Origin of the sequence: Xanthomarina sp. F2636L, assembly GCF_026410195.1 — a bacterium.
In the GTDB taxonomy this organism is placed as follows: Bacteria; Bacteroidota; Bacteroidia; order Flavobacteriales; family Flavobacteriaceae; genus Xanthomarina.
The window spans coordinates 505026-521545 of sequence record NZ_JAPMLM010000068.1; the positions used below are offsets into that span (position 1 = coordinate 505026).

14 protein-coding genes are annotated in these 16520 nt (G+C 33.0%); 4 read left to right on the top strand and 10 right to left on the bottom strand.

Going from position 1 to position 16520, the window contains the following annotated elements:
• Positions 1-146: 146 nt before the first annotated feature.
• Positions 147-2378: a patatin-like phospholipase family protein gene (locus tag OS191_RS09710; RefSeq protein ID WP_267155495.1), complete on the bottom strand. Its 2232-nt coding sequence runs from the start codon at positions 2376-2378 to the stop codon at positions 147-149.
• On the bottom strand, positions 2375-4168 hold the full coding sequence (gene uvrC, locus OS191_RS09715) for an excinuclease ABC subunit UvrC (protein ID WP_267155496.1): 1794 nt from the start codon (positions 4166-4168) through the stop codon (positions 2375-2377). Before uvrC ends, OS191_RS09710 begins: the two co-directional genes overlap by 4 nt.
• 202 nt (positions 4169-4370) lie before the next feature.
• On the opposite strand from uvrC, the gene OS191_RS09720 reads away from it, so the two are divergent.
• The 4 genes from OS191_RS09720 to OS191_RS09735 are packed head-to-tail and all read left to right on the top strand — an operon-like array spanning position 4371 to position 7236.
• Positions 4371-4799 (top strand): ATP-dependent zinc protease family protein, encoded by a 429-nt coding sequence (locus OS191_RS09720; RefSeq protein ID WP_267155497.1) that lies wholly within the window; start codon positions 4371-4373, stop codon positions 4797-4799.
• A 19-nt stretch (positions 4800-4818) separates the two neighbouring features.
• The gene (gene rimK, locus OS191_RS09725; RefSeq protein WP_267155788.1) at positions 4819-5691 is read left to right on the top strand and encodes a 30S ribosomal protein S6--L-glutamate ligase; all 873 of its coding nucleotides are present in this window, start codon (positions 4819-4821) and stop codon (positions 5689-5691) included.
• The gene (locus OS191_RS09730) at positions 5691-6665 is read left to right on the top strand and encodes a succinylglutamate desuccinylase/aspartoacylase family protein (RefSeq protein ID WP_267155498.1); all 975 of its coding nucleotides are present in this window, start codon (positions 5691-5693) and stop codon (positions 6663-6665) included. Before rimK ends, OS191_RS09730 begins: the two co-directional genes overlap by 1 nt.
• A gap of 4 nt (positions 6666-6669) precedes the next feature.
• A complete protein-coding gene (locus OS191_RS09735) occupies positions 6670-7236 on the top strand; it encodes a 5-formyltetrahydrofolate cyclo-ligase (RefSeq protein WP_267155499.1) in 567 nt (188 codons plus the stop codon).
• Here the strand turns inward: OS191_RS09735 and OS191_RS09740 are convergent.
• From OS191_RS09740 to panD, 8 genes are all read right to left on the bottom strand, one after another.
• On the bottom strand, positions 7233-7853 hold the full coding sequence (locus tag OS191_RS09740; RefSeq protein ID WP_267155500.1) for a lipoprotein signal peptidase: 621 nt from the start codon (positions 7851-7853) through the stop codon (positions 7233-7235). The two genes, OS191_RS09735 and OS191_RS09740, sit on opposite strands and share 4 nt — an antisense overlap.
• A 71-nt stretch (positions 7854-7924) precedes the next feature.
• Entirely contained in the window at positions 7925-8545 is a 621-nt protein-coding gene (locus tag OS191_RS09745; RefSeq protein ID WP_267155501.1) for a DUF4097 family beta strand repeat-containing protein, read from the bottom strand.
• A gap of 159 nt (positions 8546-8704) precedes the next feature.
• Entirely contained in the window at positions 8705-9088 is a 384-nt protein-coding gene (locus OS191_RS09750; protein WP_267155502.1) for a TraR/DksA family transcriptional regulator, read from the bottom strand.
• 4 nt (positions 9089-9092) lie between these two features.
• Positions 9093-12497 (bottom strand): isoleucine--tRNA ligase, encoded by a 3405-nt coding sequence (ileS, locus tag OS191_RS09755; protein ID WP_267155503.1) that lies wholly within the window; start codon positions 12495-12497, stop codon positions 9093-9095.
• Between the two features lie 70 nt (positions 12498-12567).
• The gene (radA, locus tag OS191_RS09760) at positions 12568-13926 is read right to left on the bottom strand and encodes a DNA repair protein RadA (RefSeq protein WP_267155504.1); all 1359 of its coding nucleotides are present in this window, start codon (positions 13924-13926) and stop codon (positions 12568-12570) included.
• A 33-nt stretch (positions 13927-13959) separates the two neighbouring features.
• The gene (locus OS191_RS09765; protein WP_267155505.1) at positions 13960-15111 is read right to left on the bottom strand and encodes an alpha/beta hydrolase; all 1152 of its coding nucleotides are present in this window, start codon (positions 15109-15111) and stop codon (positions 13960-13962) included.
• 65 nt (positions 15112-15176) lie between these two features.
• Positions 15177-16163 carry a lysylphosphatidylglycerol synthase transmembrane domain-containing protein gene (locus OS191_RS09770; protein WP_267155506.1) on the bottom strand — a complete coding sequence of 329 codons (987 nt, stop codon included), beginning with the start codon at positions 16161-16163 and terminating at the stop codon, positions 15177-15179.
• A 3-nt stretch (positions 16164-16166) separates the two neighbouring features.
• Positions 16167-16517: an aspartate 1-decarboxylase gene (panD, locus tag OS191_RS09775; RefSeq protein WP_267155507.1), complete on the bottom strand. Its 351-nt coding sequence runs from the start codon at positions 16515-16517 to the stop codon at positions 16167-16169.
• Positions 16518-16520 lie beyond the last annotated feature (3 nt).

The window sequence follows — 16520 nt, forward strand, 5'->3', positions numbered from 1 at the left end:
CCTCTTTATTCTGGATTTCTTTTGATAAGAAATTGAAGATGTGATTGTAATTCAGCCCAAAAATGTTTCATAATTTTACAAATATCGGAAATATTTATGACAAATTATTTTAAGAAAATGTTAGAATTATTTCACAAATTAAAACCTTAAAACCAAAACCCTAGATTAAAAAACCAAATACTATCATTGGTTTCTGGGGAATATGTATACTTTAACTCTATTGGTCCAACAATGGTTTCCAATGAATAACCAATGGCATACCCAGAATAATCTGGCGACGTAATCCACTCGCCATCATCAAAAATATCATTAGCAATATTTGAATAGTTGGCTGCAATATTAATGTGGTTTTTTTTAAAAATTTCGTAATCTAAGGAAAGCACGCCTTTTACAAAACTATTTCCCGATATTGAAATAAAATCATAGCCATAAAACGCTTCAAAATTATTTATAAAATCGTTTCCATAACCTCCAAGAGTAAAGTTTAAATAAGGATTATCGTTTTCGCCAATATTAAAACCTCCTTGAGTGGTAATATTTGCAGATAATTTATCTGTAAAACTATACGCATAACCAATGGTAGCTTTTGCTATGGAAAATTCACTAAAATTATTGTTGAAATCTGAAGAATATAGATATAAATGAAAATCTCCATTAAAATAAACACCTTCATTTGGAAAGTATTTATTATCGTAAGAATCATATTTAGCTTTTCCAAACAAACTTAAATAATCGCTGTTTTCAAAAGTAGTTTTCTTTTCGTTATCACCAGTCAAAATCGTCTCGGTTGTAATGTTCAACCTTTTGTGTTCTGCACCAAGCGTTAAAGACATATCTTTAGTAAACAGCGTTTGTAAATAAAACTGGTTGGTTAAATCTTTAATAGCAACATCTAATTTGTTAACATTAATTATTTGTAATTCTTCTTCTGAAAGAAGTGCTGCTGCTGGAATTACTTTTTTAAATTGATTGTAATTAGATTTTAAACCTACACTCCAATAAAACCCTTGATCTACATAGTATTCAAAATTATACCTAATATTATCACCAACAATAAAATCGAATGAAAGCACATCGTTTTTAATTAATAGTTGCTTTTTAGTTAGGTTTAACAAAGCCGCCGTTTTGTATAAATCATCATAATGAACTCCCAACCTAAAGAAAGTAGTTATCGTGCTTTCTTTTAGCGTTACATACATATCATAACCTTCTCCATTATTTGAAGGCATTAATTTATGAACAACACTTTCAAAGTTATTTGTAGCTGCAAGGTTGTTAACACCTTCTACATATCTGCTATATTTTAAATCTACATCTTGTTTAAACTTGAGCTTTCCTAAAACGTAAGCATCTGTATATTTTTCATTTCCTTTAATAAAGATGGCATTGATATGAATGCTATCTACAGGTTTTATAACTAAAGGTTTTTTAGGTGTTTTGGTTTGCATAGATGCCACATGTTTTAAAGCATCCATCTCTTTAGTTGCTGCCTTTTCACCATTATTAATTATTTCTCTTCCGTCACTAAAAGAAACTACCGTAAAATCTGTAATATCTGGTTTTATATAGATATCTGTTTTTTTAGATTTCACTTTCATATCGTTAATAGTTCGATAATTATTAATCTGAAGCAAGATGGCGGGAGCAGATTTTAAATTGTCTCTAGAAGCCAAATCATCCTGTACATCTACGCCAATAATTAAATCCATGCCTTTTGCTCTTAGTTCGTCTATGGGATAATTATTTACAACGCCTCCATCTATTAAAAGTTGGCCGTCTATATTCACGGGTTGAAACAATGAAGGAAATGCACCGCTTGCAGTAATGGCTTGAGGTAAATTGCCTTTATCTAAAACAACCGCCTGACCTGTTTCCACATTGGTTGCAATACAGAAAAAAGGAATTGGCAGCTTGCTAAAATCTTCTACATCGCTTACATGCAAGGTTAATTTAGACAGCAAACTTAAAGTGTTCTGTCCTCTAGACAAAGCTGATGGCAGCTTTAAATTAAAATGCTCGAAAGGTAAAGTTATGGCATACTTTTCTGAATTTTCTCTTTCATAAAACGTTTTTGCAGCTCTTGGCAAATCGTCGTTTATAATTTTATCAAAATTAACATCTTTAAAAATAGAGTCTATTTGTTTTCCAGAATATCCAGAAGCATAAAGAGACCCAACAATAGCTCCCATACTGGTTCCTGCCACGTAATCCACTCTAATCCCTAGGCTATCAATAACTTTTAACACCCCAATATGAGCCAAGCCTTTAGCACCACCTCCACTTAATACCAAACCAATTTTTACATCTTCTTTGGTTTTATTTTGAGAAAATGTAAAACTAGTTAATAATAAAAATAGTGTTATAAAAAAATACTTCATGAATTATGGTAGTAATTATAAATTTTTTGAGCTTTAGAAACCCCTACAACATCTTCCAACTCATCTAATTTAGCATTAGAAATTCGCTTTACAGATTTAAACACTTTTAACAATTCTACGATTGTTTTATCCCCAATACCAGGAATAGTTTCTAACTCTGTATTTAAAGCCGTTTTGCTTCTTTTATTTCTGTGATGCTCAATTCCAAATCTGTGGGCTTCGTTTCTAAGTTGTTGAATAATTTTTAAAGTCTCACTTTTTTTATCTAAATATAAGGGAATTGGATCGTCTGGATAAAATAATTCTTCCAAACGTTTCGCAATTCCGATAACTGTTATTTTTTTACGTAAATTAAGACTATCTATACTTTTTAAGGCAGAAGAAAGCTGACCTTTTCCTCCATCTATTATTACAAGTTGTGGCAAGGGCTTTTCTTCGTCTAACAATCTTTTATAACGCCTGTAAACAACCTCTTCCATAGAAGCAAAGTCGTCTGGACCTTCCACCGTTTTAATATTAAAATGTCTGTAATCCTTTTTGCTAGGCTTCCCATTTTTAAACACAACACAAGCAGCTACTGGATGTGTGCCTTGAATATTGGAATTATCAAAACATTCTATATGTCTTGGCTCTTCTGTTAGGCGTAAATCGGCTTTCATTTGAGCCATAATTCTATTGGCATGCCTATCTGGGTCAACAATTTTTACTTGTTTTAACTGCTCCAAACGATAATATTTGGCATTGCGAATAGATAAATCTAAAATATGCTTTTTATCTCCTAATTGAGGTACAATTACTTTAACATCTTCACCTAAATTTATTTTAAAAGGCACATATATTTCTTTTGATTTTGAATGAAAGCGTTGTCTCAATTCAATAATAGCTAGTTCTAACAATTCTTTATCGGATTCTTGAAGCTTTTTTTTAATTTCTAAAGTATGTGACCGAATGATTGATCCGTAAGATAATTGTAAAAAATTGATATAGCCATATCCTTCATCACTAACAATTGAAAACACATCTACATTACTAATTTTAGGGTTTACAATGGTAGATTTTGCCTGATAGTTTTCTAATACTTCAATTTTCTCTTTAATTACTTGGGCTTCTTCAAACTGCATGGCTTGAGCAAACTTCTTCATTTGCTGTTTAAACTGAGATAAAGAATCTTTGAAATTTCCTTTTAAAATTTCTCTAATGGCCTTTACATCTTCATTATAATCTTCCAAAGTTTGATAGCCTTCACAAGGTCCTTTGCAATTTCCTAGGTGATACTCTAGACAAACTTTGTATTTTCCTGCTTTTATTTTTTCTTCAGATAAATCGTAGTTACAAGTTCTAAGTTTATACAAGCCTCTAATTAAATCTAACAAAGTACTCACGGTTCGCATACTGGTATATGGACCATAATATTCGCTGCCATCTTTAATAACGCGCCTTGTAGAAAACACTCTTGGAAATCGTTCATTTTTAATACAAATCCAGGGATAGGACTTATCGTCTTTTAACAGAACATTGTATCGTGGTTTGTATTTTTTAATTAAATTATTTTCAAGTAAAAGAGCATCTGTTTCCGTATTTACAACAATATGTTTAATACTGTCTATTTTTTTAACAAGTACCTTGGTCTTGCCATAATCGTGCTGTTTTGTGAAGTATGAACTAACCCTTTTTTTTAAATTCTTAGCCTTACCTACATACAAAATAGTTCCATTGGCATCAAAATATTGATACACTCCAGGCTCATTTGGTAAGGTTTGTAATTGTATTTCAAGCGAGGTTTTGCTCATTAACGAAACTAGATCTTTTTATTAGTTCTTTTAGACATCAAAATATAAGTTTAAAAAACTTTTAACAGCATTTATCAAAGGTAATTCTTTTAAATTTTTTAGTTTTAATAAATCTCTTCTAAATTATTTTAAAAAAATTAAAAAATAAATAATAATAAGAGTAGTAATTAAGTAACTTGCTCAACTTTTTTAATCCTTTTAAATGGAAAAACATGTTATTGGGAGAGTTGATAAAATAGACTTTCCGAAATTAAATTTATTTCAAATTGATGCTAAAATTGACACTGGTGCTTATACGTCTGCCATACACTGTTCTAAAATAATTGTTGAAGGCGAAAAATTAAAATGTACTTTTTATAGTAAAGGTCATCCTAATTTTAGTGGAAAGCAGGTTGTTTTTGATAGTTATTCTAAAACTGATGTAAAAAGCAGTAATGGTTTTAAGGAAAATAGATTTAAAATAAAATCTGAAGTTATCTTTTTTGGAAAAACCTATAAAATTAACTTGACCCTAAGCACTAGGGATGATATGAAGTTTCCTGTATTAATAGGAAGACAATTTTTAAGTAAAAAATTCCTTGTAGATGTCGATCAGATCGATGTCTCTTTTAACAAAAAACAATCCATCTAATTTTAACAAAAACAAACAAATGAATATTGTTATTTTATCTAGAAACCCACATTTATATTCAACCCAAAGATTGATTGAAGAAGGTAGGAAGCGAAATCACAAGGTAGAAATTATTGATCCTCTAAAATGCGATATTATTATTGAAAAGGAAAAACCTACTATTTTTTATAAAGATAGATATTTAGATTATGTCGATGCAATTATTCCAAGAATTGGTGCTTCTATTACTTTTTATGGTTGTGCTGTAGTAAGACAGTTTGAAATGATGAATGTCTTTTCCATAGTTTCTTCTGGAGCTATTTTACGTTCCAGAGATAAACTGAAAAGTCTTCAGCTATTAAGCAAAGCTGGAATTGGTATGCCAAAAACAGTTTTTACCAACTACTCAAGAGATGTAGAAGAGGTTATTGACCATGTTGGAGGAGCCCCAGTTATTATAAAATTACTGGAAGGAACACAAGGTCTAGGCGTAGTTCTAGCTGAAACTAAAAATGCAGCTGAATCTGTACTTGAAGCTTTTAACGGTTTGGAAGCTCGTGTGATAGTTCAGGAATTTATAAAAGAAGCTAAAGGTGCAGATTTAAGAGCGCTTATTGTAGATGGGCAAGTGGTTGGAGCTATGAAACGCCAAGGAAAAGAAGGTGAGTTTCGTTCTAATTTACATCGTGGTGGCTCGGCTAATATTATTAAATTGAGTGATGCCGAATTAAAATTAGCAATGAGTGCTGCAAAGGTTTTAAAATTACCTGTTTGTGGTGTCGATATGTTACAATCTGCTCGTGGACCATTACTGTTAGAAATTAACTCTACTCCAGGATTGGAAGGTATTGAAACTGCAACTGGAAGAAATATTGCCAAAGCCATTATTACTTATATTGAAAAAAACAAATAATGGAATACCAGCATAAGGATTATATAACCATTTTAGGTAGAAAAATAAAAGCTGGTGAAAGCTGCGAACTCAATTTTGGAGTTGCTAATCTTCATACAACTTCAAGTATTGATGTGCCTGTTTTTGTGGAACGCTCTAAAAAACCAGGACCTGTGGTTTTATTTACTGCAGGAATTCATGGTGACGAAGTTAATGGTGTTGAAATTGTCCGTCAACTTATTGCTAAAGGGATTAACAAACCAAAAGCTGGAACCATTATATGCATGCCTATTATTAATGTTTTTGGTTTTATTAACTTAAAACGTGAATTTCCTGATGGGCGTGATTTAAACCGGGTTTTTCCTGGTATTAAAAAAGGCTCTCTTGCCAGTCGTGTGGCTTTCGAATTGACAAAAGAAATTGTAGCAGATGTCGATTTTATTTTAGACTTCCATACAGGTGGAGCAGGCAGGTTTAATGCACCTCAAATCAGGATTGCTAAGGGTGTTCCAGAATTAGACAAATTAGCAAATGTTTTTGGTGCGCCTTTCGTCTTGTACTCAAAACATTTAAAAAAGTCGTTTAGAAATACCTGTTTTAAATTAGGAAAAACCATGTTACTATTTGAAGGTGGGAAATCTTTTCACATAGATAATAATGTGACAAATACGGCTGTTAATGGCGCAAAAAGAGTTTTACATCATTTTGGCATGCTACAATCAAAGTTTAAAGTAACACCTCCTAAAAAGGATAGCCTTTTTATAACTGGTGGCAAGTGGCAACGTGCTAATTATTCTGGTATGTTTAAAGCTTCGGCCATTATTAGTACCAAAGTAAATGTTGGAGATATTATTGGAAATATTACAGACCCATACGGACAGTTTAACCATTTTGTAAAAGCAAATCAGACGGGTTACATTATCAACGTCAACGAGTCTCCAATTGTATATCAAGGTGACGCCTTGTTCCATATTACAACTAAAATAAGAAAGTAGTTTGATGACTAAAGCCGAATTGCGAAAAACATACAAGCTAAAACGTCAAGAATTATCTTCAGAAGTTATTGAAGATTTAAGCTTGCAAATAGCTAACAGGCTACTAAGTTTACCTATTTGGGAGTTTTCTTTTTATCATCTTTTTCTTTCTATTGAAGAACACAAAGAAATTAATACCGATTATATTTTAAATATTCTTTCCGGAAAAGATAAAAATATTGTGATTTCTAAAAGTGATTTTACTACTGGAAATTTGACGCATTTTCTTTTAACTGATGGAACGGTTATCAAAAAAAACGCATACAACATTCCTGAACCCATTGATGGTATTGAGGTTTCTAATCAGAAATTAGAAGTTGTTTTTGTGCCTCTTTTAGCATTCGACAAACAAGGACATCGCGTGGGTTATGGCAAAGGCTTTTACGATAGATTTCTAGCTGAATGCAAACCAGAAACGATAAAAATAGGCTTCTCTTTTTTTGAAGCCGAAACAATAATTGAAGATGTTTTTGAAGGTGATATGGCTTTGGATTATTGTGTAACTCCTACACAAGTTTACCATTTTAATTAATTGTTTGAAAACGCTTTTTTATTAAAGAAAATAAGTAAGTAAAACCCTGTACTAATGGCCACATCGGCCACATTAAAAACAGGTTCGAAAAACGTGAAATATTGACCTCCATAGAATGGCAACCATTCTGGTAGGTAGCCTTTCCATAAGGGGAAGTAAAGCATATCGACAACGTTTCCATGAAGTAAACTATCGTACCCTCCTTCTGCTGGTAAAAAGGACGCCACCTGTCCGTAACTATCATTAAACAAAACGCTATAAAAAACGGAGTCTATAATATTACCTAAGGCACCTGAAAAAATGAAGACGATAGCCCAAATTAATACATTAGGACTCTCTTTTTTTACTGCATCATACAACCAATAACCAATTCCAAAAATGGCTACAATTCTAAAAATAGTTAAAGATAATTTGGCTGTTCTATCAGAAATAAAAGAGGTAAAATCGCTAAACTTAGTTCCCCAAGCCATACCGTCGTTCTCAACAAAATAAATTTTAAACCACGAAAATACCTCTAATTCTTCCCCAATAACAAAATGTGTTTTGATATAAATTTTGCTTATTTGGTCTATTAACAAAATAAGGATGATGAAAAGAATGGATTTTTTTATGGTCATAAAAATTAATTAGTGGCTGGTATTGGGAGCAAAAATGCTATCTTCCAAATGGTGTTCCAAAAATAGACATATTATTCAGTTTTAATAACTGTAATATTGCCATTTATTGAATTTAGCACTATTTGTTTATCTCCAAGGGCCAGCATCTCTTGCTCTACAGTTCCATGTTTACTTGAGACCTCAACTTCACTTAAATCAGTTGCAACTTGAATGTCTCCATGAATGGTATTTACCAAAAGGCTTCCTTTATAGTTTTCAGCATTATAAGAGCCATTCATTAACTCTGCAGTTACTTGATTGTAATTACCAATCATAAATATTGATGCAATATTGCTGGTAATAAACACATTTAGTTGTTCTGGAATACGAATTTTAAATTCAATAGAAATGAGTTTATGTGCACTCAATTTATCATTCTCTGCAACAAATAAAGGCTGATAAACACTAGAAATATGTAATTGATGATCTTTAATCTCAGCTAATAAAACGACATGTTCATTATTTTCTCCTTCAACAAAAGACTCTATTGAAATATTATTTGTTTTTACTGTTTCAATATAAATTTTAAAAACAGAATTGCCATCAATAAACAGGGACGAAACCCCTTCAGCAGAAAAAGACTTTTTTGTTGTTTTTTGGGCATTCATTTGAAAAACAAAAAACAGACATCCTATAAGAAATATATGTTTCATTTTAAGAGGATAAATCTTGTTAAAACGTTTAAAAAAGAAACGCTTCCATTTTCTAGAAGCGCTTCTTTTATCAATTATATTTTTAATATATGTTTCTCTTTTATGAGATTTCTGTCTTTCAACTTTGTTCAAGTTACGCTCAACCAAAGAACAAGAATTTTACTGCTGCATGTTTTTGGCTTCAATACTTAAAGTAGCGTGAGGCACTAATTGTAAGCGCTCTTTCTTTATTAGCTTTCCTGTAACTCTACAAACCCCATAGGTTTTATTTTCAATTCTAATAAGGGCATTTTTCAGGTCGCGAATAAATTTTTCTTGTCTAATTGCTAATTGCGAATTCGCTTCTTTACTCATAGTTTCGCTACCTTCTTCAAACGCTTTAAAAGTAGGAGACGTATCGTCTGTACCATTATTTAAATCGTTCATATAAGCACTCTTTATTAAATCTAAATCGTGTTGCGCTTTTACAATTTTATCTTGGATTAATACTTTAAACTCTGCTAAATCCTTGTCTGCATATCTTACGTTTATTTCGTCTGCCATGTTCTTAATGTTTTTGAATAAATAATTTGGTACTAACATCGTCGAATACAATTTCTATACCATTATTTATTTGATCTATAATTTCTAATTTTTCTGTTAAAGTTTCTGCTTTAATATACGGCATATTCGATTGTACAGCATCCACTATTTTTTCATCTTTTTGAAGTTGGACATCTATCTTATCTGTTACTTCAAAGCCTGAATCTTTACGTAAATTTTGAATGCGATTAACGAGCTCACGTGCAATCCCTTCTTTTCGTAATTCTTCAGAAATAGTAACATCTAAGGCAACTGTTAAAGCACCTTCATTAGCTACAAGCCAACCTTCAATGTCTTGCGATGTTATCTCTACATCTGCAAGTCCTAAATTAATACTTTTTCCGTTAATTACAACCTCCATTTCTCCACTTTGCTCGATTTTCTTTATATCGTCTGGTGTGAAACCAACGATAGCGTTGGCAATCAATTTCATATCCTTCCCAAAACGAGGTCCCAGGGTTTTGAAGTTAGGTTTAATTTGTTTTACTAAGATATCTGAAGCATCTTCTAGAAGTTCAATTTCCTTAACGTTTACTTCATGTTTAATTAAATCGGCAACTGCTAAAATTTCCTCCTTTTGTTGTTTAGAATCAATAGGAATCATGATTTTTTGTAGTGGCTGACGCACTTTTATCTTCTCTTTTGCTCTTAACGATAATACTAAAGAAGATATTGTTTGAGCTGCTTCCATTTTACGCTCTAGACTCTTGTCTACAAATGTCTCATTATATATAGGGAAGCTTGCTAAATGTACACTTTCAAAAGCTTCTTTCTTAGTTACAGAGTTTAAATCCAAATACAATCTATCCATAAAGAAAGGAGCTATTGGAGCTCCTAACTTGGCAATGGTTTCCATACAAGTATAAAGCGTTTGGTAAGCAGAAATTTTATCTTGCTGATAATCGCCTTTCCAGAAACGTCTTCTACTTAATCGCACAAACCAGTTACTTACATAGTCTTGTGTGAAGTCTGATATAGCTCTGGCAGCTTTTGTAGGTTCATAATCTGCATAAAATGCATCCACTTTTTGAATTAAGGTATGTAGTTCTGAAAGAATCCATCTGTCTATTTCAGGTCTCTCTTCTAATGGAATATCTGCTTCTGAATACTTAAAATTATCTAAGTTTGAATATAGTGTAAAGAAAGAATATGTGTTATAAAGCGTTCCGAAGAATTTGCGCTTTACTTCTTCTATGCCATCGACATCAAATTTTAAATTATCCCAAGGATTGGCATTGGCAATCATATACCAACGTGTAGCATCTGCCCCATAAGTAGATAAAGTCTCAAATGGATCTGTAGCATTGCCAAGACGTTTAGACATTTTATGTCCGTTTTTGTCTAAAACCAAGCCATTGGAAACAACATTTTTATAAGCAACAGAATCGAAAACCATAGTTCCAATAGCATGAAGCGTATAGAACCAACCACGAGTTTGATCGACACCTTCTGCGATAAAATCGGCTGGGAAAGCCTTTTTTTCATCAATTAATTCTTTGTTTTCAAACGGATAATGCCATTGAGCGTAAGGCATAGAACCAGAATCGAACCAAACGTCAATTAAGTCTGCTTCGCGTTTCATAGGTTGTCCACTCTTTGAAACCAATACAATCTCGTCTACAATGTTTTTATGTAAATCGATTTTCGCATAGTTTTCTTCGGAATTATTTCCAACTTCAAAATCTTCGTAAATTGCTTTTACTAAAACCCCTGCTTCAACAGCTTTAGCCATTTCCGTTTTTAATTCTTCAACAGATCCAATACATATTTCTTCTTTGCCATCTTCTGTTCTCCAAATTGGCAACGGGATTCCCCAGTAACGAGAACGCGATAGATTCCAATCGTTTGCATTAGCCAGCCAATTTCCAAAACGTCCAGTTCCTGTTGATTTTGGTTTCCAGTTGATGGTTTCATTCAATTCGAACATACGTTCTTTGACATCTGTAACTTTAATAAACCAAGAATCTAACGGATAGTACAGAATAGGTTTATCTGTTCTCCAGCAATTTGGATAACTGTGTTTATATTTTTCAACCTTAAAGGCTTTGTTCTCTTCTTTTAATTTAATAGCAAGTTCCACATCAACCGAACGTTCTGGTGCTTCACCATCTGCATAATATTCGTTTTTGACATATTTACCAGCATATTCGGCCATTTCTGGTCTAAATTTTCCTTGTAAATTCACTAATGGAACCAAGTTACCGTTTTCGTCTTTCACCAATAGTGGTGGCACTTCAGGAGTTGCTTGTTTTGCCACCAAAGCATCGTCTGCACCAAAAGTTGGTGCCGTATGTACGATTCCTGTACCGTCTTCGGTAGTCACAAAATCTCCAGAAATTATTCTAAAAGCATTTTCAGGATTGTCGTTTGGCAACGCATAAGGTAACAATTGTTCGTAAGTGATTCCTACTAAATCTTTTCCTTTACACTCTTTTACAACGTAATATGGTATTTTTTTATCTCCTGACCTATATTCTAATAACTCAGGTTTTGTTTCGACTCTTTTAAACTTTCCATCAAACTGGTTGTTTACTAATGGTTTTGCTACAACAACGTTTATAGGTTCAAAAGTATATTGATTGTAGGTTTCAACTAAAACATAATCGATTTTTGGTCCAACCGTTAAGGCTGTATTACTTGGTAAAGTCCAAGGCGTTGTTGTCCAGGCTAAAAAGTAAATAGTTCCTTCATTTTGTAAAAATCCTGGAAGTGAATCTTCATTAGCTTTAAATTGTGCAACAACCGTTGTATCTGTTACGTCTTGATAGGTTCCTGGCTGATTTAACTCGTGAGAGCTCAATCCAGTTCCTGCTTTAGGAGAATACGGCTGAATGGTATAGCCTTTATACATCAAGCTTTTGTTGTAGATTTCCTTTAACAACCACCAAACGGATTCCATATATTTTGGATCGTAAGTTATGTATGGATCGTCCATATCTACCCAATAACCCATTTTTTGAGTTAGGTCGTTCCAAACATCAGTGTAACGCATGACAGCTTTTCTACAAGCAGCATTATAATCTTCTACAGAAATGGTCTTTCCAATATCTTCTTTAGTAATCCCTAATTCTTTTTCAACCCCAAGTTCAATTGGTAAACCATGCGTATCCCAACCAGCTTTACGCTTTACTTGAAACCCTTTCATGGTTTTATATCGAGGAAAAATATCTTTAATAGCACGAGCTAACACATGGTGTACTCCTGGAAGTCCGTTAGCTGAAGGAGGACCCTCAAAAAACACAAACGGTTTATTGCCTTCTCTGGTGGTTACACTCTTTTCGAAGATGTTGCTTTCTTCCCAATATGCGCTTATTTCATTGGCTACATTTGGCAAGTCAAGTCCTTTATATTCAGGGAATTTTGTACTCATGATTTCATTCATTCTTTTCGACTCGCGAAAATAATGATTTTTAGCAAAAAAGGCATTGAATTATAGGTTTTTAAACTATAAAGTTTACCAAATCCTCAATTTTAGAAATCAGTTGAATTTTAATAATCGTGTTTTTTAATGCTATTTTATTGTATTTAGATACAAAAATGGTGGAAAACCCTAATTTTTCGGCTTCCAAAATACGCTGTTCTACTCTTTGTATTGGTCGGATTTCCCCAGACAAGCCAACCTCTGCAGCAAAACAGAAATCTTTTTGCAAAGCAACATCTTCATTAGAAGATAAAATAGCGGCAACTACTGCTAAATCTATCGCTGGATCGTCCACCGTAATCCCTCCAGTTATATTTAAAAATACGTCTTTTGCTCCCAATCTAAATCCGGCACGTTTTTCTAAAACAGCCAAAAGCATGTTTAATCGTTTGGCATTAAATCCTGTGGCTGAACGTTGTGGGGTTCCATAAACAGCCGTACTTACTAAGGCCTGCACTTCTATCATTAATGGCCGCATACCTTCAAGAGTAGCAGCAACGGCATTTCCGGAAAGTTCGTCATCTTTCTTAGAGATTAAAATCTCACTTGGGTTTGACACTTCTCGCAAACCTGAGCCTTGCATTTCATAAATCCCTAATTCATTGGTAGAACCAAAACGGTTTTTGTTGGCACGAAGAATTCTAAACACATGATTTCTATCGCCTTCAAACTGTAAAACCGTATCAACCATATGTTCCAAAATTTTTGGTCCAGCTATGTTGCCATCTTTGGTAATATGACCAATTAAAACTACTGGAGTTGATGTTTCTTTAGCATATTTTATCAATTCTGTGGTACATTCCTTAATTTGAGAAATACTCCCAGAAGAGGATTCTATATAGTCACTATGAAGAGTTTGAATAGAATCTATAACTACAATATCAGGTTCTAAAGCCTCTATTTGTTTAAAAATGTTTTGTGTTTTTGTTTCGGTAAGAATATAACAATTACTACTGTTTGGATTGATGCGCTCGGCACGCATTTTTATTTGCTTCTGACTTTCTTCGCCCGAAACGTATAAGGTTTTATAAGATAATTTTAAGGCTATTTGAAGAAATAAGGTACTTTTTCCAATTCCTGGCTCCCCTCCTAACAATATCATGGAACCAGGAACAATACCACCTCCAAGCACCCGATTAAATTCTTGATCGCTAGTTGCCATTCGCGCATCTTGTGAAGCATCAATTTCGTTTATCAATAAAGGTTTTGACGCACGTTTTGAGGCTGAAGTTGGCATTTTCCAATCGCTTTTTTCTGCTTTTTGAATTACTTCTTCAGCAATGGTATTCCACTCTTTACAAGCCGTACATTGTCCTTGCCATTTGGAATATTGTGTGCCACAATTTTGACAAAAAAATGTTGTTTTTACTTTAGCCATGTTTACTTTCCGAGACTTCGGAAATCTATTTAATTAATATCCGAAATCTGCTTTAATTTCATCTGCTTTTTCCAAAACTAAATCTTTGGTAATACCTCCAATTTCATCTAAAATATAAGCCGATTGGTAGGTTTTCATGGCTTTTTTAGTTTCACCAGTTTCTTCATAAAAACGTGCTAGATAATAACTTCCCAGCATGGTTTTTGGATATTGTTTTCTGGCTATTTTACCTAAACTTTCAAAGTATTCAAACTTCTCTTTTTTTTCAATAGCTGCCTCAATGGCTTTGAAATCGTTTATTAGAATTTGTTTGTCAATTCCGAATAAATCTAGTATGGTTTGATATTTTTCTTCTAAATATACTACTGGAGACGATTCTAGTTTTAGAATGGTGTCTTTATATTCCTGTTTGCTAATGGGTTGATAGACTAAAAATATTTTCTGTAAAGCATCTGGAATTATATAAGCAGGCAAGGAGTAATGAGAAGGTTCTTCAAGCTTCTTAAAACTGTAAAGAATATTCTTATTATCAACTACTCCTGTTATTGCTGTATTTAATGCTTCTGAACTTGTTTTAATAGCTGCTACATCGTTATCTGAAGTTGCCAAGTAATAAAATATTTTCGATTGAAATTTGGCTAATCTTTCTGGGATATATGCAGTCATATCTGGAGCTAAATCTGGACTAATAGCTATGTAAGCTTTAAATAACGGATCGCCTTTTAGCAAATAGTAATTGATAAAATTAGCCGTTTCGCCATGACCTACTGCCACCCTAAAACTCTCAGTTCTGTATGTTTTTTCTATATGAGGAATTAATTCCATTCCTATAAACTCAAAAAAGGCTGCTCCAGTTTCAATTGGCAGTGAGTTTTGTTCAGAATAATACATATCTGCTTGTCTGCTATCTACTTGATTAACGCCTACAACAATAGCATCTGGCATATCGTCCCAATAGGCATAATAATCCACATTTCCCGCAACTGCTTCGAACATATAATCGCCATCAAAAACCATGATGATAGGATACTTTTTATCTGGATTTGCATCGTAACCTCTTGGTAATTGCACTTTAATTTCACGTGTTTCTCCTAATTTTGAAGAATTAAATGGTTCGTAAATTACTTGTGCATTTACAAATTGGAAACTAATAAAAAAGACTAGCAAATAGATGTGTTTTTTCATTTTAACATGGTTAAAGTTGCCATGCAAGGTAAGAAATTACAAATAAGATTTAAAACAATAAGTATTTAAACTTCATCTTTATTATTGCTTATTTTAACATGACTCTTCTTGTTGAAAATAGGCAATAACATTAAAGACAAGCCTCCTCCTAAGACAAGTAGCAATGTTTGAGATGTCCAAGCAATCCATCCAAAAGCAATACTTGGAGATTCTGGTATTGCAAAAAGTGAAAATGCTGCATAGACCGCGATAGGATAAGAACCAATTCCTCCGTTAGTAGCTGCAATACTAAAACTAGCAGAAATAAAACCTATTAAAATGGCTCCAAAAGGGATGTTATTTAACTCGGTTAAGGAAAAAGAAGTAACATAAAACATGACAATATACATGCCCCAAATAAAAAAGGTATGTGCTATAAAAGCCCATTTCTTTTTCATTTTAAAGATGCTTAAAACACCCTCTAAAAGACCTAAAACAAATGTTTTAATTTTTAATGCAAATGCCGACTTACTAGTTTTTATAAGCTTGAAACCTAAAAAAGCTATTACTGACAATACAATCAATCCAATAACAATATGTAAGGGATTTAATTTTTCGATAAAAAACTGATAAATAAAATCGAATTGAATAAAAAGTGTGATGATAATAACTCCAACCATAACCAATAAATCTGCTACACGTTCCGACACGATGGTTCCAAAACCTTTCTCAAAAGGAACCCCTTCATACGTTGTTAAAATAGATGCTCTGGCAACTTCGCCAGCTCTGGGAATGGTATAATTTATTAGATAGGCAGAAAAAACAGCCATAATACTGTTCCCTAATTTCACCTTATACCCTAAAGGCTCTAAAAGAAATTGCCATCTATAAGCTCTAGACAAATGACTTAATAGTCCACAAAACATCCCTAATAGAATCCAGCCGTAATTGGCATTTTTAAAATAATTAAGCAATTCGTTTAAAGGGACTTTCGATAAAGAATACCATATTAAAAAAACTCCCAATAAAATTGGGAGTAGAATTTTAAGATATTTTTTAAGCGATAGATTCAATTTTTATATGAGTCTATTAGTCGCTTCATCAGGAAAGACCAAAGAAGGCTTAAACACTTTAGCTTCTTCAAGATCCATAAATGCATAAGTAATTAAAATAAGTGTATCTCCAATAGACACCTTTCTAGCAGCTGCGCCATTAAGGGTGATTTCTCCACTATTTCTAGGACCAGGAATCACGTATGTTTCCAAACGCTCTCCATTGTCGTTATTTACAATTTGAACTTTTTCACCTTGAATAATATTGGCTGCATCCATTAAATCTTCATCGATAGTAATACTACCAATATAATTAAGGTCTGCACCTGTACATTTTACTCTGTGAATTTTAGATTTTACAACTTGTATTTGCATGTG